Origin of the sequence: Microbacterium tenebrionis (genome assembly GCF_903645325.1) — a bacterium.
Lineage (GTDB): Bacteria > Actinomycetota > Actinomycetes > Actinomycetales > Microbacteriaceae > Microbacterium > Microbacterium tenebrionis.
This window is the reverse complement of the sequence record NZ_CAHJXQ010000003.1, coordinates 257,799-276,711: the sequence shown is the minus strand read 5'-3', so window position 1 is coordinate 276,711 and position 18,913 is coordinate 257,799. Positions and strand designations below refer to the sequence as shown.

At 68.4% G+C, this 18,913-nt stretch carries 16 protein-coding genes; 7 read left to right on the top strand and 9 right to left on the bottom strand.

Features of this window, described 5'->3' with window-relative positions; translation table 11 throughout:
• Positions 1 to 6 precede the first annotated feature (6 nt).
• From HWX58_RS07490 to HWX58_RS07475, 4 genes are all read right to left on the bottom strand, one after another.
• Positions 7 to 528 (bottom strand): ATP-binding cassette domain-containing protein, encoded by a 522-nt coding sequence (locus HWX58_RS07490; RefSeq protein WP_368356414.1) that lies wholly within the window; start codon positions 526 to 528, stop codon positions 7 to 9.
• 107 nt (positions 529 to 635) lie between these two features.
• The gene (locus HWX58_RS07485; protein ID WP_175986484.1) at positions 636 to 1,715 is read right to left on the bottom strand and encodes a GNAT family N-acetyltransferase; all 1,080 of its coding nucleotides are present in this window, start codon (positions 1,713 to 1,715) and stop codon (positions 636 to 638) included.
• Positions 1,712 to 2,800, bottom strand: coding sequence for a GNAT family N-acetyltransferase (locus tag HWX58_RS07480; RefSeq protein ID WP_175986481.1), 1,089 nt, complete (start codon positions 2,798 to 2,800; stop codon positions 1,712 to 1,714). Before HWX58_RS07480 ends, HWX58_RS07485 begins: the two co-directional genes overlap by 4 nt.
• Positions 2,801 to 2,817: 17 nt before the next feature.
• Positions 2,818 to 3,117 (bottom strand): hypothetical protein, encoded by a 300-nt coding sequence (locus HWX58_RS07475; protein ID WP_175986479.1) that lies wholly within the window; start codon positions 3,115 to 3,117, stop codon positions 2,818 to 2,820.
• A 500-nt stretch (positions 3,118 to 3,617) separates the two neighbouring features.
• Between HWX58_RS07475 and smc the strand changes: the two genes are divergently transcribed.
• From smc to HWX58_RS07460, 3 genes are all read left to right on the top strand, one after another.
• Positions 3,618 to 7,169, top strand: coding sequence for a chromosome segregation protein SMC (gene smc / locus HWX58_RS07470; RefSeq protein WP_175986476.1), 3,552 nt, complete (start codon positions 3,618 to 3,620; stop codon positions 7,167 to 7,169).
• Positions 7,170 to 7,291: 122 nt separating this feature from the next.
• Positions 7,292 to 8,167 (top strand): signal recognition particle-docking protein FtsY, encoded by an 876-nt coding sequence (ftsY, locus tag HWX58_RS07465; RefSeq protein WP_175986474.1) that lies wholly within the window; start codon positions 7,292 to 7,294, stop codon positions 8,165 to 8,167.
• Between the two features lie 21 nt (positions 8,168 to 8,188).
• Entirely contained in the window at positions 8,189 to 8,689 is a 501-nt protein-coding gene (locus HWX58_RS07460; RefSeq protein ID WP_175986471.1) for a DUF2004 domain-containing protein, read from the top strand.
• Between the two features lie 16 nt (positions 8,690 to 8,705).
• Here the strand turns inward: HWX58_RS07460 and HWX58_RS07455 are convergent, their stop codons facing one another.
• From HWX58_RS07455 to lipB, 4 genes are all read right to left on the bottom strand, one after another.
• On the bottom strand, positions 8,706 to 9,389 hold the full coding sequence (locus HWX58_RS07455; RefSeq protein WP_175986469.1) for a GNAT family N-acetyltransferase: 684 nt from the start codon (positions 9,387 to 9,389) through the stop codon (positions 8,706 to 8,708).
• The gene (locus tag HWX58_RS07450; protein ID WP_175986467.1) at positions 9,386 to 11,788 is read right to left on the bottom strand and encodes a hypothetical protein; all 2,403 of its coding nucleotides are present in this window, start codon (positions 11,786 to 11,788) and stop codon (positions 9,386 to 9,388) included. Before HWX58_RS07450 ends, HWX58_RS07455 begins: the two co-directional genes overlap by 4 nt.
• A gap of 84 nt (positions 11,789 to 11,872) precedes the next feature.
• The gene (gene lipA, locus HWX58_RS07445) at positions 11,873 to 12,862 is read right to left on the bottom strand and encodes a lipoyl synthase (RefSeq protein ID WP_175986465.1); all 990 of its coding nucleotides are present in this window, start codon (positions 12,860 to 12,862) and stop codon (positions 11,873 to 11,875) included.
• Positions 12,859 to 13,497, bottom strand: coding sequence for a lipoyl(octanoyl) transferase LipB (lipB, locus tag HWX58_RS07440; protein WP_175986637.1), 639 nt, complete (start codon positions 13,495 to 13,497; stop codon positions 12,859 to 12,861). Before lipB ends, lipA begins: the two co-directional genes overlap by 4 nt.
• 78 nt (positions 13,498 to 13,575) lie before the next feature.
• Between lipB and HWX58_RS07435 the strand changes: the two genes are divergently transcribed.
• The 4 genes from HWX58_RS07435 (at position 13,576) to ffh (ending at position 16,887) form a co-directional block, all read left to right on the top strand.
• A complete protein-coding gene (locus HWX58_RS07435) occupies positions 13,576 to 14,163 on the top strand; it encodes a TetR/AcrR family transcriptional regulator (protein ID WP_175986462.1) in 588 nt (195 codons plus the stop codon).
• A gap of 69 nt (positions 14,164 to 14,232) precedes the next feature.
• On the top strand, positions 14,233 to 14,820 hold the full coding sequence (locus tag HWX58_RS07430) for a hypothetical protein (RefSeq protein WP_175986460.1): 588 nt from the start codon (positions 14,233 to 14,235) through the stop codon (positions 14,818 to 14,820).
• Positions 14,817 to 15,317: an RNA polymerase sigma factor gene (locus tag HWX58_RS07425; protein WP_175986457.1), complete on the top strand. Its 501-nt coding sequence runs from the start codon at positions 14,817 to 14,819 to the stop codon at positions 15,315 to 15,317. Before HWX58_RS07430 ends, HWX58_RS07425 begins: the two co-directional genes overlap by 4 nt.
• Before the next feature lie 13 nt (positions 15,318 to 15,330).
• The gene (gene ffh / locus HWX58_RS07420; RefSeq protein ID WP_175986455.1) at positions 15,331 to 16,887 is read left to right on the top strand and encodes a signal recognition particle protein; all 1,557 of its coding nucleotides are present in this window, start codon (positions 15,331 to 15,333) and stop codon (positions 16,885 to 16,887) included.
• A 51-nt stretch (positions 16,888 to 16,938) separates the two neighbouring features.
• Here the strand turns inward: ffh and HWX58_RS07415 are convergent, their stop codons facing one another.
• Entirely contained in the window at positions 16,939 to 18,786 is a 1,848-nt protein-coding gene (locus HWX58_RS07415; protein WP_175986452.1) for an alpha/beta hydrolase family protein, read from the bottom strand.
• Positions 18,787 to 18,913: the final 127 nt, after the last annotated feature.

The following is an 18,913-nucleotide window of genomic DNA, read 5'->3' as shown; positions in this document are numbered from 1 at the left end:
CTCTGCTCAGCCCGCGAACGCGCGGCCCAGCAGCGGGCGGGTGATCCGCATACTCGCCCACACGATCCCGACCCCTGACGCGAGCACGGCGACGATCGTGAGAATCGAGACGGGCTGGACGATCAGGGCGAGGCCATCCATCCCGCCGAATGCTCGATCGCGGCGCGACGCGGTGCGCCGGTGATCATCATGGCGAGAGCGACGTTCTCGATCGCGGTGAGCTCGGGGGATGAGGAGGCCCTGCTGGAACACGAATCCGAAGGACTCCCTGCGCAGACGCGATCGGTCGCGTTCGCCCAGCACTGAGACCACCATCGGTGCACCGGCGGCGGGGGTGAATCGAACGCTGCCGGATTCGGGTGCCGTGATCGCGGCGAGCACGTGCAGGAGCGTTGTCTTGCCCGAGCCGGAGGCGCCCATGATCGCGACCGACTCGCCGCGCTGGACGGTCAGATCGACGCCTGCGAGAGCCGTGGTGGCGCCGAAGGTCTTGGTCAGGGATTGGGCTTCGATGACGGGAGTGCTCATGCTCTCCACGATGTCGCGCCGGCGGCATCCGCGTCGTCAGCCTGCCGACGCAGATGGCCGGCCGGACATACACCTCGATGATGATGTTCGGCCGGCCGCCCGGCGGCTCAGCTCAGACGCTTCTGCCACGCGCCGGCGTAGGACGCCGGGACGAAGCCGATCGCCTCGTTGATGTCGAGCATCGGCCGGTTCTCCTCGGCGTTGAACGTCGAGATCTTCGGCGAGTCCGGCGCGACGTCCTGCCAGCGCAGCAGGTTCGCGCACTTCACGATCGTGCCCAGGCGCCTGCCCCGGTGCTCCTTCGTGACGAGCGTTCCCCCCTGGTGCGTGACGCCGGCCGGATCCGCGCCGATGACGAGTTCGTTGAAGGCGACCATGTCGCCGCTCGGCTCGTGGATCACTGCGGCGACCGAGACCGTGTGGCCGCCGGCGAGGAACTTCGCATCTCGCCTGGCGACGCGGCCCTCGTCCCAGATCTCCTCGTCGATCTGGAGATCGCCGCTGGGCACGTCCGTGGCCATCCGCGCGATCACGCTGCCGTAGCCGGCACGCAGATGAGCCGGTGTCGGCAGGGTCCACGTGACCACTCGATAGTCGGGACCTGCGAATGCGGTCGCCTCGGCGAGGCGGACCTCGACGGCATCGAGCGGCGTCTCCAGGGGGAGGATGCTGTTGCGTTCCACCTGCTCCAGCAGGTAGCCGTTGGCCGCAAGCAGGTCGCTCAGCGCGGTCGGCGACACGTCACCCCAACCGGTCGCCGGCGTCAGCGCCCGCTCGCCCGCGGGTGTCGCAGGATGCAGCGTCCATGTCATCAGCGCCGTGCGCCCGATCTCGCGAGCCGCCTGCTCGAGGCGCTCGAGCAGCGCCTGACCGACGCCGCTCTGCGCCTGCGGCGGGAGCATCATGAACTCGAGCTCGGCGGAGGACGTGCCCTCCGCCGTCGCGGTCGTGATCATGGCGACCCCGAGCACCTCGCCATCCTTGCGGGCGACGAAACCGCGGCGGAGCCGGTCGGTCTGGTCGAGCCAGTTCGGCAGCACCTGTTCCGCGGTGTCGCTGAGGTCGTCGATGCCCGCGTCGATCTCAGCGGCGCGGTTGCTCAACTCGACCATGGCGCGGAAGTCCGCACCGTCCTCCGCGTCGGCGCGGGACGGAATCACCAGGTCGGTGATGGTCGCATCGCTCATGTCAGTTCCTTCTTCCAGGCGCCTTCGTACGAGATGGGCGCGAATCCGATGGCCTCGTTGATGTCGAGCATCGGACGGTTCTCTTCGGCGTTGTACGTGACGACTCCGGGGGAGTCCGGGTATGCCGTTCGCCAGGTCATGAGACCCGCGGTCTTCACGAGCATGCCCAGTCGGTGGCCGCGATGGGATGCGAGCACCAGGGTGTCCACCTGGTGCGAGACGACCGAGGTGTCGGCGTCGATCGCAAGCTCGTTGTAGGCGCACAGCTCACCGCTCGCGATGTGCTCGGCGGCCGTCACGAGCACGCTGATCCCGCGTCGGGCGTACCGATCGTCGTGGCGGGCGACGCGGTCCGCGTCCCACTTCTCCGCCGGCATCCCCAGAGCGGCGTCGGGCACATCCGTCGACATGTGCTCCTTCATCCACGCGTATCCGGCGACGTGCTCGGGCGGTGTCGGCAGCCTCCACTGCACGACGCGGTATCCCTCAGCCGCCCGCTCGGCCGCGGTGTGCGCGTCGCGGATGCGCCCCAGCACGGAGTCCGACCAGCGGAGCATGCTCACGCGCTCGACCTGCTCGAGCGAGAATCCATGCCGGAGCAGGAAGCGCGCGTGATGATCGCGCGGGATCTCGCCGAAGCCGGTCGGCGATGGCAGCGTTTCGGCGTCGGAAGCGGGATGCTCGACCCAGGTGAGCAGACGGCTGACGCCGGCATCCCTCGCCGCGCTCTCGAGGTGCGCAAGCACGGCGGACCCGATGCCTCGCCCCCACGCCCGCCGCAGCAGGCTGATGATCGTGATGGCGGTGGTGCCGCCCGAGTCGGCCATGATGTTCAGCGTCGCGACCCCGACCATCTCATCGCCCTCGGTCACGTACCACTGGGTGCGCGTGAACTCGGGGTTCGATCGCAGCAGGGGTAGCAGCGACTCCGGTGAGACCGCGTCGTCGGTGCGACCGGTCACGTCGCGGATGGACCGGTTCCGCACATCGGCGTACGCGCGGATCGTCTCGGTGGGCGCCGCATCCGCCCGTGCCGGAAGCACGAGCGGATGCAGCGTGGCGGTGTCGTTCAGTCGAATGCTCATCGTGGACTCCTCGCGGATCACAGCATGTGCCGCTGCATGTCGTGGGTGAGCATCGCCAGCATCTCGCGCTCGGTGAAGCGCTCGTCACCCGCGCTGCGCCGTGCATCGAGCAGGCGTACGGTTTCCTCCCGGCTCATCGTGTGCCGGCTCCGGCCCGAACGCTGCGTGCGCAGCAGGAGCCAGAGACCGAGACGCAGCGACAGCCGGTCGGTGAGAGTCAGGTCGTTCCGGTCGCTCGGAACGGTCAGTTCGAGGACCTCCTGGTCCTCGGGACAGGGTGGATGGGTGGTGCTGCGCAGCAGCGTTTCAGTACTCACGAGAGTGCTCGTTTCTTGTCGATTTCGCGGGGGGATGGGTGCGCTGAGACCGGTGAAGCCGGGGCGCGGGCGGCGGTCGCGAAGGCGAGACGGCCCTGGATGCAGAGGTCGAACAGGTCGACCGATGCGTGGAAGCGGCGGGAACCGGCGGAGATCAGGCCGAAAAGGCGGGGATCTCAGGCTGCGGTTCTATGCGAGCGCGCTACGACGGACGCCGAAAGCCGAGGACGCATTGCCGGCAGCGCGCGCAGTATCGAAGCCTGCGATGGCCGGTGTGGTGATTGCGGTAATCATGAGCGTCCTCCTTTCGTGAGCGATTCGGGTTGCAAAGCTAGTACCTGCCGCCGCGGGACGTCAAGCATTTTCTCAGCCACCGGCGTGTCGGCCCGCGTGGCGATACGCACGACCGCCGCGCGGGATGCCGGAGAATCCGCGGGATTCCGATAGCGTTACGGCGTGATTCTCGCAGGCCGTCTTCTCACCCGTGGGGCGGTGCGCCCGTGCATCTGAAGAGCCTGACTCTCAAGGGCTTCAAGTCGTTCGCCCAACCGACATCGTTCGTCTTCGAGCCCGGTGTCACGTGCATCGTCGGCCCCAACGGCTCCGGCAAGTCGAACGTCGTCGATGCGCTCGCCTGGGTCATGGGCGAGCAGGGAGCCAAGACGCTGCGTGGCGGGAAGATGGAGGACGTCATCTTCGCGGGCACCTCGACCCGCGGCCCGCTCGGTCGTGCCGAGGTGCAGCTCACGATCGACAACAGCGACGGCGCGCTGCCGATCGAGTTCGCCGAGGTGACGATCAGCCGGACGCTGTTCCGCAACGGATCCAGCGAATACGCGATCAACGGATCCAGCTGCCGACTGCTCGATGTTCAGGAGTTGCTCAGCGACTCGGGCCTGGGCCGCGAGATGCACGTCATCGTCGGCCAGGGGCGGCTGGACACGGTGCTGCAGGCTTCGCCGGAGGACCGGCGCGGATTCATCGAAGAGGCCGCCGGCATCCTCAAGCACCGCAGGCGCAAGGAGAAGACCCTGCGCAAGCTCGACGCGATGGAGGCGAACCTCACGAGATTGAGCGATCTGGCCGGGGAGATCCGGCGTCAGCTGAAGCCGCTGGGTCGACAGGCCGAGATCGCGCGCGAGGCGCAGACCATCGCCGCGGTGGTGCGCGACGCCAAGGCTCGGATCTTCGCCGACGACGTCGTCGCGCTGCGGACCTCGCTGGCCGACCACGCCCGCACCGAACAGGAGCGTCACACCGAGCGACTCGTCCTCACGGAGCAGGCCGACACGGTGCGCGCCGGCATCGCGAAGCTTGAAGCCGACCAGAACTCGGCGGCCGTCGACGAGGCACGGCGGGTCGCTTTCGGTCTCGAGCAGGTGCAGGAGCGGATGCGCTCGCTGTACACCCTGGCCAATCAGCGGCTCGCACTGCTCGGCTCCGAGGAGGACGACGCGGCCGTCGCCTCGGTCACGGTGACCCAGGCCACGATCGACGACGCGAAGGACGAGATCGCGCAGATCTCGGCAGGGCTCGGCGATGCCCAGGATGCGGCGTCGGCCGCCAGTCGCGAGGTCGTGAACGCCCGTGCCGAGCTCGACACCCTCGATGTCGACATCGCCGAGCAGAGCGCTCTCGTCTCGGAGCACGACATGCGCCTGACGGCGTTGCGCGGAACCGCGGATGCCGCGGCATCCGCCCTCGCCGCCGTCCGCGGCGCGGTGCTCCGGCAGGAGAACGCGCTCGAGGCCGCGCACGAGCGTCGCCGCGAAGCCGCGGAAGCGCTCGAGCAGTTCCAGGATGCCGCAGCTCCCGAGGGCAGTGCGGCCGAGCACGCCGCCGCATACGAGACGGCCCAGCGCGACGCGACGACGGCTGAGACCGACCTCGAGGCGCTGCGCGAGCGCCTGCACTCCGCCGAGCGCGAGGCAGAGTCCTTGACGGCGAAGGCCTGGGCGCTGTCGAGTGCGCTCTCGCTGTCGGGTGGGGCGGCAGAGGTGGTGAAGTCCGGAGCGGCCGGCGTCCGCGGTCTCGTCGGCGACGCCGTGCAGGTCACCGCAGGCTACGAAGCGGCGATCGCCGCGGTCCTCGGACCCCTCGCCGAGGGGGTGCTCGTCGACGACGCCGACGCCGCCTACCGGCTGGCCGTGTCGTCCTCCGAGCAGAACCGCGGAGTCGTCGACTTCGTGATCGCCGACGCCCTGCGCGGTGCCGCCGTGCTGCCCGAGGTCGCCGGGGTGACGCCGGCGGACGCCGTCGTGACCGCGCCCGACGGCGTGCTCGGCATCCTCGCCCACGTGCTCGTCGCCGAGGACCTCGACGCCGCACGGCGTGCGCGTGCCGCACTCGACGCCCTCGGCGACACCGCGGCAACCATCGTGACGACGGGTGGCGACGTGATCACGGCTCAGACGCTGCGCACCGGGGCCGGTGGCGAGCGCTCCCGCCTGGAACTCACGGCCGAGCGCGATGCCGCACAGGAACGGCTGGCCGAGGTCCGCGTGATCGTGGACTCGTTGCGCGAGGCCCGCGAGGAGTCGGCCGAACGCGTCGAGACGACGCGCCGCCACGCGAGGGAGGCACTGCGTGCGCTCCGCGAGCACGATGCGGCGCTGGCGACCCACGCGGAGCAGGTGAACCGGGTGACCGTCCGGCATGAGTCCGCGGTGGCCGAGTGCGAACGCCTCGAGTCCGGCCTCGCCCAGGCGCAGGCCGCCGTGGCGGATGCCGAGACCGCGGCGACGGCTGCGAAGGCCGAGCTCGAGCAGGCCGAAGCCACTCCGCGTCCGGTGCTGGACGCATCGGCACGCGACGGACTCCTCGAGGCGCTCGAGACCGCGCGTGAGGGCGAGGTGCGCGCCCGGCTCGAGATCGAGACGCTTCGCGAGCGGATCCGTGCGGCGCAGGCGCGCGTCACCAGCCTGGAACGTCAGCGGGAGCAGGAACGCGATGCGGCGGCCGAGGCAGCACGCCGTGCGGTGGTCCGGCGGGCGCAGCGCGAAGCGGCATCCGGCGTCGCGGCCGAGCTTCCGCGCATCCTCGATTCGCTGGACCGGTCGGTGACTGAGGCGCGTGTCGCGCTCACCGAGGCGGAGAGCGCGCGGTCGGCGCAGAACGAGGAGCTCACCGCCCTGCGAGCCCAGGAGACCTCCCTGCGCGAACGCCTCGCAGGACTGACCGAGAGCGTTCACGGACTCGAGCTGCAGATCCACGAGAAGAAGCTGCACCTGACGAGTCTGCTCGAACGCGTGGCATCCGAGCTGGCGCTCGACGAAGATATTCTCATTGCGGAATATGGGCCGGACGAGCTCGTTCCCCGGGATCCGCTGGCCGAGCCGGATGCCGAGGCGATCGACGGTGTCGATGCCACCGCGATCCCGTACGACCGGCGCATGCAGGAGCGCAGGCTCGCCGAGGCGGAGCGCAAGCTCACGCAGCTCGGACGGGTCAACCCGCTGGCGCTGGAGGAGTTCGCCGCGCTCGAGCAGCGTCACGCCTTCCTGACCGAGCAACTCGCCGATCTGACGCAGACCCGCCAGGACCTGCTCACGATCATCGCCGACCTCGACGAGCGCATGCAGACGATCTTCGCGAGCGCGTTCGAAGACACCAAGCAGGCGTTCGGCGAGGTGTTCCCGCTGCTGTTCCCCGGCGGATCGGGCAGCATCTCGCTCACCGATCCCGACAACATGCTCACGACGGGCATCGAGGTTTCGGTCAGGCCGGTCGGCAAGAAGATCGAGCGCCTGTCGCTGCTCTCGGGCGGCGAACGATCACTCGCCGCCGTGGCTCTCCTGGTGGCGATCTTCAAGGCACGGCCGAGCCCGTTCTACATCCTCGACGAGGTCGAGGCCGCACTCGACGATGCGAACCTCGGACGGCTGCTGAGCGTCTTCGAACAGCTCCGGGAGAGCTCGCAGCTGCTGGTCATCACGCACCAGAAGCGCACGATGGAGATCGCCGACGCCCTGTACGGCGTTTCGATGCGTCAGGACGGCGTCTCGGCCGTGGTCGGCCAGCGCGTCGGCGACCGGGCCGCCGCCGCGAGCTGAGCATCCGGCATCCGCCCTGCCGTCCTGCACCCCTTCCACCTGTGCACAACTTCCGAAGTTGTGCACGCAGAAGCAGGGGGATGTACGGGATTCCATGGGCGCGCACCGCATAGGCTGGTGTCATGGCGGAGAAGTCCTGGTCCCTCGGCCGCGCACTGCGCGGCATGTTCGTCAAGCCCACGATCGATGAGACGACGTGGGAGGATCTCGAGACCGCACTCATCACGGCCGACTTCGGTCCCGACATCACCGAGCGGATCGTCGACGAGCTGCGCGACAAGGTCGAGCGTTACCGTACGACGGACCCGAAGGACCTGCAGCGGATGCTGCGCGAGACGCTCGAAGAGCACTTCGCGAAGTTCGACACGACGCTCAAGCTCACCGAGCGCCCGGCTGTCGTGCTCGTCGTCGGCGTCAACGGCGTGGGCAAGACCACGACGATCGGCAAGTTCACGAAGTTCCTGCGCGGCTATCAGCGCAGCGTCGTCGTCGGTGCGGCGGACACGTTCCGTGCCGCCGCCGTCGACCAGCTCGCCACCTGGGCCCAGCGCGGGGGAGCGGCGATCATCCGGCCCCAGCAGGAAGGTCAGGATCCGGCATCCGTCGCCTATCAGACCATCGAGTTCGCACAGCGCGAGGGCATCGAGATCGCGATCATCGACACCGCGGGGCGCCTGCACACCAAGGGCGGCCTGATGGACGAGCTGTCCAAGATCCGCCGTGTCATCGAGAAGCAGGCGCCGATCAGCGAGGTCCTGCTGGTGCTGGATGCGACCACCGGGCAGAACGGCGTGATGCAGGCCGAGGCGTTCCTGCAGCATGCTGGCGTCACGGGCCTCGTGATCACGAAGCTGGACGGTTCGGCCAAGGGCGGCTTCGTCCTCGCGGTGCAGGAGCGCACCGGGATCCCGGTGAAACTCCTCGGTCAGGGCGAGGGGATCGACGACCTCACCGGATTCACTCCGCACGTGTTCGTGGCATCCCTTGTCGGGCAGTGATCGGACTGGTTTCATAGCGTTATGGCGATCGAACACGACTACTTCGGGCTCCTGTCGTCGGGGCCGGACGGCTCGATCTTCTGGAGCGAGACGGTCGATCTCGGCGACCAGACGGTCACGGTCGACCTGACTGCGCCCGATCAGGACGACATCTCGCCCGACGCCCTCGACATCGCCGCGGCGCTCATCTCGGGCCTGGATAACGTCGATGCCGCAGCGCGACGCGGCATGCTCGCCGAGGTCGACGATCGCACGAGCGAGGTGACCGAGTTCATCCTGCAGCAGCAGGAGGCGTTCGGTGAGGACCTGCCCGACATGCTGATCGACGTCAGCGGTGACGACGCGGTCGACATCATCCGGTCGTTGCGCCTCATGAGCATGACGATCCTCGCCGACGAGCACGGCGGCACCGAGCCGTTCGCCGTGCTCGAATATGCCCTCGACGCCGACGACACCGACGAGGTGCTGCTCGTGAACCTCGCCTCCGACGGCGCTGTCCAGTCCGTCATGAGCGCCGACTGATCGTCCGGACGGACATTCAGAGCGGCGAGCGCGCGATCTCGGCGTAACGGTCGAGCGTCAGCGCACGGATGCCGCCGTCGACGGCGGCCGCGTCGCGGAGGCGCTGAGCGTCCGGGTCGTCCGCACCGTCGAGGATCTCCTCGAGGTAGCTGTGGACCGCGCGCGCCTGCGTAGCATCCAACCGCCCGCGAGCGGCGATCGTGCCGTCGCGGTCGAAGGCGGCGAGCAGCATCCCGTGCTGCCGCGGCGTCGCGGCCGACAACGCCGGCTGGAAGTACGGCAGGTCCAGAGCCAACGCGCCGAACCGGGCGTAGAACCGGAGCCGCGCAGTAGGGTCGCCGTGCAGCGGATGAGACGCGTGCGCGTCCGGACGGTCGAACTCCGCCAGCATGAGCACGGATCCCGGTGCCCGATCGGACAGCACGGCGTCGAGCAGGCCCGACCCGACGCCCCTGCCCCTCGCAGCCGGGGATGCTGCGAGGTACTGCAGCAGGACGACGTCGTGGAACTGCTCCATGACGGCGATTCCCTGGATCCGACCTTCGTCGTCTTGCGCGAGCAGCGCGTCCGCCTGCCCGGGGAACTGGGCCAGGAAGGCGTCTTGCGGCAGGAGCTCACCCGGCCGGAAAGACGGCGTCAACAGTTCGCGGTGCGCGCTGCGCAGGCCATCGACGGAGGGTGCGCCGTCGTAGGAGATCATCGCGTCGCTCTCCGCGGGGCCCGACGCGACGCAGGACTCTCTCGTCGTCGCAGAGACAGCACGACCATGAGAGCCCCACTGGCCACTGCCACCACCAGGATGCCGATGAGGAACCACCACGTGATGTCGCCCTGCAGCCCGAACCCAGCCTGCAGAACGGACACCAGCCCCGAGACTCCGATCACCGCGAGGATCACGCCGAGCACCCGCTCGACGCGCTCCGCCGTGCGTTCGCGTTCGGCCTGGCGATCGTCGAGGATCCGCTCGATTCTGCGGTGGCAGACGTCCAGCAGCGGTTGCAGGCGTGAGCCGAGCACGTCGCGCACGGCCCGCTCGAAGCCCTCGCGGAGCAGGTCGTAGCGGTTCGATCGGAGCACCGTGTCGAGGTCGACGCGCAGCGCCGGCGACGACACGATCGCCGGTGACTCGACGAACAGCATGATGGCCTGCTTGGACTGCACGAAGGACTGCAGTTCGAGCTCGGCGCGCTCGATGACGCGGACGAGGTCGCCGAGATCATCGATGGCCTGCTTCTGCTGGCCCTGGTCGTCGTCGGCGCTTGCGACGTCGGCTGCGCCGAGGAGGCGCTCGACGTCGGTGAGCAGTCCCGAGATGCTCTCCGCATGCTCGCGGACCTTGCTCTGCCAGGCCTGGTACATGCCGTGCAGGCTGTGCGCGAAGGTGATGAAGCTCTCGATCTCGCTGACGGCGTAGTCGGGGGAGCGGAAGCTCGCGAGCAGGGTGACGTTGGAGTTCGCCGCGAGCAGTTCGTCATTGAGGTGCAGCAGCTCGAACGGTTCTACCCCGCCCACGTCGTACATCGTCCAGTCGGCGACGCCGGACGCCCCGGCAGGCAGCGGATGCAGCAGCGGCTGCGCGCCCCACAGGCCGCTGATCTCGCGCGCGGTGTCGAGCGGCGTGCGCAGGCCCCGTTCGTCGCGCGAGGCGCGTTCGACGGTCACGAGGACGCCGAACGAACCGGAGCGGGCGGAGATCGGGTCGGCGGCGGAGACGGCTGACGATCCGCGCACTGTCGCGCGATCGTCACGGGCGCGCCGCAGCAGCGATCGCAGGTCGTCGAGGATCGCGGCGACGACGTCGGCCAACCGCGACAGCCGGGCGCGCGGATCCGAGCGCGGATGCAGATGCAGCGCCCGCGGGATCTCGGTCAGGTCGCCGTACACGGGTGTCGCGAGATTCACGATCTGCGCGACCTCGAACGCCGCGGCATCCTCCAGCTCGATGTCGAACAGGACGGTGTGGTTGCCGAGCTCCGACAGCTGCACCTGGGTGAGGATGCGCAGCCCGTCGGACCCCGCCGCGTGTCCGTCCAGCACCAGATCCTCCAACTGGAACGTCGAGCCCCGGTAGCGCCGGCCGAGGCTGTCCGAGCCCTGCCAGACATCGCTGAGCGTCAGGCGTCGCAGCACTTTCGTCACCTCCAGCGGCCCCAGGCGGGCGCCTTCTCCCTGCGCGGCGACGAGCTCGCGGACCGCGTCGAGGTCTTGTGACATGTCCTCGGACCCGTGCTGCACGATCCCGAACCCGTAGACGATGCGCACGCGACCCTCGTCGATGTGCAGCCACGGCCGCTTCGCTGCCGCGGCGACGGTCTGAAGGGAGGCGAGGTGGCCGCGGAGCTCGCTCGCGTCCACAGGGCGGAAGTCTCCGTCATCGATGAGTTCGCCGATCCGCACGATGTCGGCGCTGACGTCGTGCGTGCGCCGGGCGAGAAGCGCGGCCGTGGCGGTGGCGATCTCGTTGACCGCCCGGTAGTAGCGGTGCTCGGAGCGCGACTCGGCGATGAGGGCCGCGCGCCCCGGGTGACCGGGGAGCTCGCGAGCCGCCTGTCGTATCGGCGCGATCCTCGTGATGGCGTTCGCCGTCACGGCGATGACCGCCTCGAGGTTTCCGGTGAGCAGGGCGGCCTCGACGTCGAACTCGTGGTTCATGAATCGCAGAAGATCCCAGGCCACCGCATCCGCGCCGGACGGCGACAGCGCGGCCGCCGCGTCGGATGCCGCGTTCACCGCCGCGCGGATGAGCGAGTGATCCCAGTTGAGCTCCCACGCCTCGTTCACGAGATTGCGCAGGTACATCGCCAGGACGATACCGCCGAGCGGCACGGCGGAGGCCGCGCGCACCGCGGGCGGAAGCAGATTGCCGAGCCGGATACCGTGCACGGTGTGCCCGTCGTCGACGCCGTCGGCCACGACGCTTTGCCACCAGTCGAGGCTCAGCACCTCGCGGATCTCTGCGTGCTGCTGTTCGGTCAGCGCGTGCTCGGATCCGTCGTGGCGCTGGGCCGTGAAGGCGTCCGACAGCCACTTCCGCGCGTCATCGGCATCCTCGTTCGCGAGCGCGAAGATGCTCGCGTCGATCTCGTCGTCCCCAGCCATGCCTGCCCCCAGACAGCGCGGCGACCCGCGCTTCGTCCGATTGTGCCCGAACACCGGGCGGAAGCACCATGCCTGCAGGAGAAGTCAGACGGCCTGGGCGAATCCCCGTTCCGCACCCTCGGCGATGTGCGCCAGGTGCGGGGGAATCTCCCGTCCCTTCGAGATCATCGACTGAGCCCACAGGCGTCCGGCCCGGTACGACGAACGCACCAGGGGACCGGCGAGCACGCCGAGAAACCCGATCCGCTCGGCCTCCTCCTTGAACTCGACGAACTCGGCCGGCTTCACCCAGCGGGCCACGGGCAGATGGCGCGGTGTCGGGCGCAGGTACTGCGTGATCGTGATGATGTCGCATCCGGCTTCATGCAGGTCGTTCAGTGCCTGGACGACCTCTTCGGGCTCTTCGCCCATGCCCAGGATGAGGTTCGACTTCGTGATGAGTCCGGCGTCGTGCCCCTGCGTGATGACGTTCAGCGACCGCTCGTACTGGAACGCCGGGCGGATGCGCTTGAAGATGCGCGGCACCGTCTCGACGTTGTGCGCGAACACCTCGGGCCGAGCATCGAAGATCTGACCCAGGAACTCCGGGTCGCCGTTGTGCTCGTTGGCGAGCAGCTCGACCCCGGTGTTGGGATTCTCGGCGTGGATGCGCCGGACGGTCTCGGCGTTCAGCCAGGCACCGGTGTCGGGCAGGTCGTCCCGGGCGACGCTCGTGACGGTCGCGTAGCGCAGCCCCATCTGCTTCACGCTCTCGGCGACGCGCCGGGGCTCATCGGTGTCGTAGGCGTCCGGCTTGCCGGTGTCGATCTGGCAGAAGTCGCACCGACGGGTGCACTGCGAACCGCCGATGAGGAACGTGGCCTCGCGGTCCTCCCAGCACTCGTAGATGTTGGGGCATCCGGCCTCCTGGCACACCGTGTGCAGGTCCTCGGTCTTCACGAGCGAGTGCAGGGCTTGGTACTCCGGCCCCATCTTCGCCTTGGTCCTGATCCACTCCGGCTTGCGCTCGATCGGGGTCTCGGCGTTGCGGACCTCGAGGCGCAGGAGCCTCCGCCCGTCGGGTGCGGCGCTCATGCGGGGACCGTCTCGTACTCGCGGGCGAACGTCGTGGCGACGGCATCCACGATGTCGGCGGGGGAGACGATGCGGCCGGTCGCCTCGCTGACGGTGGTCACGCCGGCGTCCGTGATCCCGCAAGGGATGATGCCGCCGAAGCCGGAGAGCGAGTTGTCGCAGTTGATCGCGAAGCCGTGCATGGTCACGCCGTTCTGCACGCGCACGCCGATGGCTGCGACCTTGTCCTCGCTGAGCGGACGGCGCACCCACACGCCGCTGCGGCCCTCGACCTGATAGCCGTCGACGCCGAGAGGCCGGAGCAGGTCGATGAGCACGCGTTCGATGCGGCGCACGTGCGCGACGACGTCCATGGGCTCGGGAAGGCGGACGATCGGGTAGCCGACGAGCTGCCCTGGACCGTGCCAGGTGATCTTGCCACCGCGGTCGACGTCGATGACCGGGGTGCCGTCCTGCGGCCGCTCGTGATCTTCGGTGCGCTTGCCCGCGGTGTACACGGCCTCGTGTTCGAGGAGGATGAGCGTGTCGGGCCTTGTGCCCGTCACGACGTCGTGGTGGACCTGCCGCTGCAGTTCCCAGCCGTCGAGGTAGGGCACCAGGTTCGGCGCGAGACCCGGGGTGAGGATGTCGAGCATGAGCACCTTCCGTATTCTTGGATGCGGTCTAACAATACATCCCGTCGGTGATCGTCGGACGCGCGATACGGTGATGAGGTGAAGAACGAGCCGCGCCCCGGTCGTCCGCGCGCTTCCTCGCGCGAGACACTCGCCGAGGCGGCCTGCGAGCTGTTCCTCGAGCAGGGGTACGACGCGACGTCGGTCGCCGACATCACGCAGCGCGCCGGGGTGAGCCGCTCCAGCTTCTTCAACTACTTCTCCTCGAAGAGCGACGTGCTGTGGTCGGGCCTGGACGCACGGATCGACGAGGCGCTCGTCGCGCTGGCCGCGCTGGGGCCGGATGCCGACGCCGAGGCGGTGCGCGGCATCCTGCTGGATGTGGTCCGGGGCTTCGATCCGGACCCGCTGGCCCTGGCGCTGCGCAACGCGACGGCGATGGGGCTGGAGGACGAGCTGATCGCCGACACCGGTCTGCGCAGCGCCCGCCTGGCGGATGCCGTCGCCCAAGCCGCACGCCGAGCGGGGATCGCCGACATCCCGGCTGCCATCCTGGGCGCGGCGCACGCCACCGCGGTGCTGTCGTCGTTGCGGGTGTGGGCCGAGCAGGGAGCAGGTCAGGGGTCTCCCGATGCGCTCGTGCGCGACGCGCTGGGGCTGATCCACGATCTGCCGTGGAAGATCTGACGCGCCGCGGACGAAAACGCCGCTGCCGGACACGTCATGAGTGAACCCACCCCCGACGAGGAGGATCTCATGACCAGGGATGATCTGGACGATCTGTTGGACGCTTCCACCCCTGCTGCCCGGACGCTCGAAAAACGCGTTATCCGCGCGATGGTGGCGGAGGCCCGGGGAGAAGTGCGGACTGCACCGCGCGCGAAGCGGGCGGCGCTCATCAGCGGAGCACTCGCACTCCTCATGGCCGGGGGAGCAGGAGTGGCCGTAGCCGCTGACTTTTTCGACTGGACGAACCTGAACAATCCGATCGGGTCGTACACATATCAGCTCCCGAGCGGTGCGACGTGCGACGTCGTCTTCGGCGACGTGCAGATCGTCGAGCGCAAAGACGGGGAGCGACGGGATCAGATCGAGCGCGACCTGCGGAGCTGGTTCGAGACGACGGACGTCGTCGGGGTTGCTGTCTCCGAGGTGGAAGAGTACCTGCCTCGTGCGCAGCGGATGACGGTTCCCGGCGACGAGAACCGAACGGACACCGCGTACAGCACCGCGGTCGACATGTCCGTGAGCGACCAGGCGATGGCCGAACTGGAGCGCCTTGGCTACGACGACGAGGTCGCCGGGTACGGCTCGCAGGGCAGCTGCTCGGAGCCGACGCCGTGAGACGTGATGACCAGCGGCTCACCCGCGCGTTCGAAGCATCCGCCTCCGACCTTTTGGCCTATCTCTCTCGTCGCACAAACGTCGACGATGGCCCCGACCTCCTCGGTGAGACGATGGTCGTCGCGTGGCGTCGGGTGCAGGACCTGCCTGAGGATCCGGAGCGCGCACGTATGTGGCTGTTCGGCATAGCGCGCGGCACGCTGCAGAATCACGCCAGAGGGGAGCGGCGCCGCTGGGCGCTGGCCGATCGTATCCGCGGACGCATTCGTGAGGATGCCACGGCGCCCGCCGCGGATGCCGGATCCGACGTCCGCGACGCCATCGACCGGCTCGATCCCGAGCTCGCCGAGCTCGTCCGCCTGGTGCACTGGGATCGGCTGAGTCTCGTCGATGCGGCTGAGCTGATCGACATCCCGGCGTCCACGGCGCGCGGGCGATATCAGAAGGCGCGCGAGGAGCTCCGCGCCGCGCTGAGCGTGGAGGCTCCGCTCGCGTAGAATCGGGAGCACCATGGCTACATTTGGCACGCTCTCCGATCGGCTGACCGAAACCTTCCGCAATCTGCGCACGAAGGGAAAGCTCACCGCCGCCGACGTCGACGGCACCGTCCGCGAGATCCGTCGCGCGCTCCTCGACGCCGACGTCGCGCTGCAGGTCGTCAAGGACTTCACCGCCAAGGTGCGCGAGCGCGCGCTCGGCGACGAGGTCAACAAGGCGCTCAACCCGGCGCAGCAGGTCGTGCAGATCGTCAACGAGGAGCTCATCGGCATCCTCGGCGGCGAACAGCGCCGCCTCGAGTTCGCGAAGACCCCGCCCACCGTCATCATGCTCGCCGGCCTCCAGGGATCGGGTAAGACGACGTTCGCCGGAAAGCTCGCCAAACAGCTCGAGAAGGACGGCCACACCCCGCTTCTCGTCGCCGCCGACCTCCAGCGTCCGAACGCCGTGAACCAGCTGCAGGTCGTCGCCCAGCAGGCGGGCGCCACGATCTATGCCCCGGAGCCAGGCAACGGCGTCGGCGACCCGGTCAAGGTCTCGCGCGACGGCGTCGAGCACGCGCGTCGCCAGCAGCACGACGTCGTCATCATCGACACCGCGGGCCGCCTCGGCGTCGACGCCGAGCTCATGAAGCAGGCCGCCGACATCCGAAAGGCCGTCGACCCCGACGAGGTCCTGTTCGTCATCGACGCGATGATCGGTCAGGATGCCGTGAACACGGCCAAGGCCTTCCAGGACGGCGTCGACTTCACCGGCGTCGTGCTCTCGAAGCTCGACGGCGACGCCCGTGGCGGTGCCGCGCTCTCCGTGGCATCCGTCACCGGCCGCCCGATCATCTTCGCCTCTACGGGCGAGGGCCTCGACGACCTCGAGCCCTTCCACCCCGACCGTATGGCGAGCCGCATCCTCGACCTCGGCGACATCCTCACCCTCATCGAGCAGGCCCAGCAGGCCTTCGACGAGGAAGAGGCGCAGAAGGTCGCCGAGAAGCTCGCGAACGAGGCCTTCACCCTCGAGGACTTCCTCGACCAGCTTCAGCAGATGAAGAAGATGGGCTCGATGAAGAAGATGCTCGGGATGCTGCCGGGCATGGGCCAGATGAAGCAGCAGCTCGACGACTTCGACGAGCGCGAGATCGACCGCACCGAGGCGATCATCCGCTCGATGACGCCGGGGGAGCGCCGCAACCCGAAGGTGCTCAACGGCTCGCGGCGACTGCGCATCGCCAAGGGCTCCGGCATGACCGTCACCGACGTCAACCAGCTCGTGCAGCGCTTCGAGCAGGCCGCGAAGATGATGAAGACCGTCGCCCGCGGCGGCACCCCGAACATCCCCGGCATGGGCCCGATGCCCGGCATGGGGCGTCCTGGTGCTTCGTCGAAGCGCGGCAAGAAGGGCAAGTCCTCGGGTGGATCGCGCTCGGGGAACCCGGCCAAGCGGGCTGCGGAGAACGCCGGACTCGCCTCCGCGCAGCAGCCCACCGGCAGCGGATTCGGTCTGGGCGGCGGTCAGAAGGCGCCGAGCGAGGCCGACCTCGCCGAGATCCAGAAGCTCTTCGGCAAGGGTTGAGAACGCAGGAGGCCCCGGACCGTTCGGTCCGAGGCCTCCTGCGTTCTCAGCTCAGTACGTCACGACGAGTGAGTTCGACACCGACATGAGTGCGACGACGGCCGCGTTGAGGAAGCCGGCGATGTACGGGTTGTTCGTCTCGCGGTAGATCTTGCGCGAGATGACCGCGGTCACCGCGAGGATCAGGATCACCGGGAACAGCCAGATACTGAAGATCCCGCCGAAGTCCGGGATCAGGTGACCGGACGAAGCGAATGTGAGGTACTGCGCCAGCACCAGCACGATCGGGCCCAGCGCGTTGAACAGCGCGAGCACGGCCGTGTTGAGCCACTCGCGTCCACCCAGCGTGAAGCGGTTGAAGACGTTCAGCGCGACCGAGTTGGCGACGAAGTACACCAGGAAGAGCGGAAGCACGACAAACGCGTACCAGATCTTGTCCTGGGGGAACCACTTCAACGCGACGACCCAGAAGCGGAAATCGGTCTTGAAGAAATAGTCGGCGAGGAACACGAGGCCGTATGCGGCAGCTGTGACCACGACGGCGAGCGCAGCACTGTGGAGCAGCTTCCGCCACCCGGGGAAGATGCCGAGTTCGCGCAGGTGAACGCCGTTCTTCTTCCCGAACAGGAGATACGACGCCGTCATGATGAGGATCGCGGCCACGCCGTTGATTGCTGCCCACACGGCGATGAAGAACACCGAGCCGGTGGGAACCGCGTTAGGCACGGCGTTGAACACGATACCGCCCAGCCACGCCTGCTGGCTCAGCCATACGTAGGTCCAGGCGGAAAGCACCGCGGAGACGGCCAGGCCGCCCCAGAACCATGCTTGACCGATGCGCCCTGCGGGCCGTGCCGGCGCGACCTCGGCGACGCGCAGACCGGCGAACGCGCGCGTCGCCAGTAGCGCGCGGGTGAATGCGACGAGGAAGATGCCGAAACCGATCAGCCCGAGCGCGGTGAAGAACTCCTTGAGCTGCCAGATCTGTGACGTCGCCTCGATCGGGTTCGGCGCATCCAGGGTCGTGTCGAAAAACTCGACGAGGTCGGCGACCGTGTACTTGGAGATCGTGCCCCACGGGTGCGTCTGCGCCGGGGTATGCAGGACGCGAATGGCTTCCGTGCCGTCGATTTCCTCGGTGTAGACCGTGTCGACGTCGCGGCGCTCACCGTCTGCGGGGTCGGCGCCGAAGTTCAGGAACGACTGTGCGTTGGGCGTCGTCGCGAACTCCCGGGGCGGGGTGAGTACGTTGCCCTCAGCGTCGTAGCTGCGGAAGAAGAACTCGTCGTACTGGTCGGCGACCAGTCCGACGTCCCGGCTGCCGTAAAGGTTCGTGTAGTCACCGTCTTCTCCGGTGTAGAGCGCCTCGTTGTCGACCAGGAAGACCGAGGCGATCAGCTGCTGATCCGCCTCGTTGTCGATGAGCACGGAGAAGTTCGCCGCTCGTGCGCCGTTCGAATGCCCGGTGACACCGATCCGATCGTTGTCGACGTAGGGGAGGTCGGCGATGAGCTTCACGCCGTCGTACAGTCCGGTTCCGCCAACTTCCAACTCATCCGCGGGGAGGGGCTCCGAGTTGCCGTGGCCATACATGTCGATGGACAGCACCACGAACCCGCGGCGCGCGAGTTCGACGTAGTTGGCGTCCTGCATCTCGCGGTTGTTCCACCAGCCGTGGCTGACGACCACGGCGGGCGCGGGATCGCCAGCGGTCGCGCTGTCCGGAACGAACAGCAGTGCGTTGAGCATGCGGCCGGAGGATGTCTCCCACTGGAGATCCTTCACAGCGATCGACCCGACGGCGGTCTGCACCGCGGAGGCGCCGATCGCCGAGACGAGGCACAGGACGAGCGACAAAGCGAGCCAGAACCCGTTTCGCCGCAGACGACTATTCTTCATTCGTTCACTCCTTCATGAAACGATTTATGTGCGGCTCGCGGTCGGGTGCATTGCGAGCCTGGGAATGAGCGTATTGGTGAGCAAGATCCCCGAGCTCTCGGTGGGCGCTATTCTGCACAAACGTGCG

Coding starts and splice junctions, on each gene's coding strand:
- HWX58_RS07490 (WP_368356414.1), bottom strand. CDS start 528: ATGAGCACTCCCGTCATCGAAGCCCAATCCCTGACCAAGACCTTCGGC.
- HWX58_RS07485 (WP_175986484.1), bottom strand. CDS start 1,715: ATGAGCGATGCGACCATCACCGACCTGGTGATTCCGTCCCGCGCCGAC.
- HWX58_RS07480 (WP_175986481.1), bottom strand. CDS start 2,800: ATGAGCATTCGACTGAACGACACCGCCACGCTGCATCCGCTCGTGCTT.
- ftsY (WP_175986474.1), top strand. CDS start 7,292: ATGGCGGAGAAGTCCTGGTCCCTCGGCCGCGCACTGCGCGGCATGTTC.
- HWX58_RS07460 (WP_175986471.1), top strand. CDS start 8,189: ATGGCGATCGAACACGACTACTTCGGGCTCCTGTCGTCGGGGCCGGAC.
- HWX58_RS07455 (WP_175986469.1), bottom strand. CDS start 9,389: ATGATCTCCTACGACGGCGCACCCTCCGTCGATGGCCTGCGCAGCGCG.
- HWX58_RS07450 (WP_175986467.1), bottom strand. CDS start 11,788: ATGGCTGGGGACGACGAGATCGACGCGAGCATCTTCGCGCTCGCGAAC.
- lipA (WP_175986465.1), bottom strand. CDS start 12,862: ATGAGCGCCGCACCCGACGGGCGGAGGCTCCTGCGCCTCGAGGTCCGC.
- lipB (WP_175986637.1), bottom strand. CDS start 13,497: ATGCTCGACATCCTCACCCCGGGTCTCGCGCCGAACCTGGTGCCCTAC.
- HWX58_RS07430 (WP_175986460.1), top strand. CDS start 14,233: ATGACCAGGGATGATCTGGACGATCTGTTGGACGCTTCCACCCCTGCT.
- ffh (WP_175986455.1), top strand. CDS start 15,331: ATGGCTACATTTGGCACGCTCTCCGATCGGCTGACCGAAACCTTCCGC.
- HWX58_RS07415 (WP_175986452.1), bottom strand. CDS start 18,786: ATGAAGAATAGTCGTCTGCGGCGAAACGGGTTCTGGCTCGCTTTGTCG.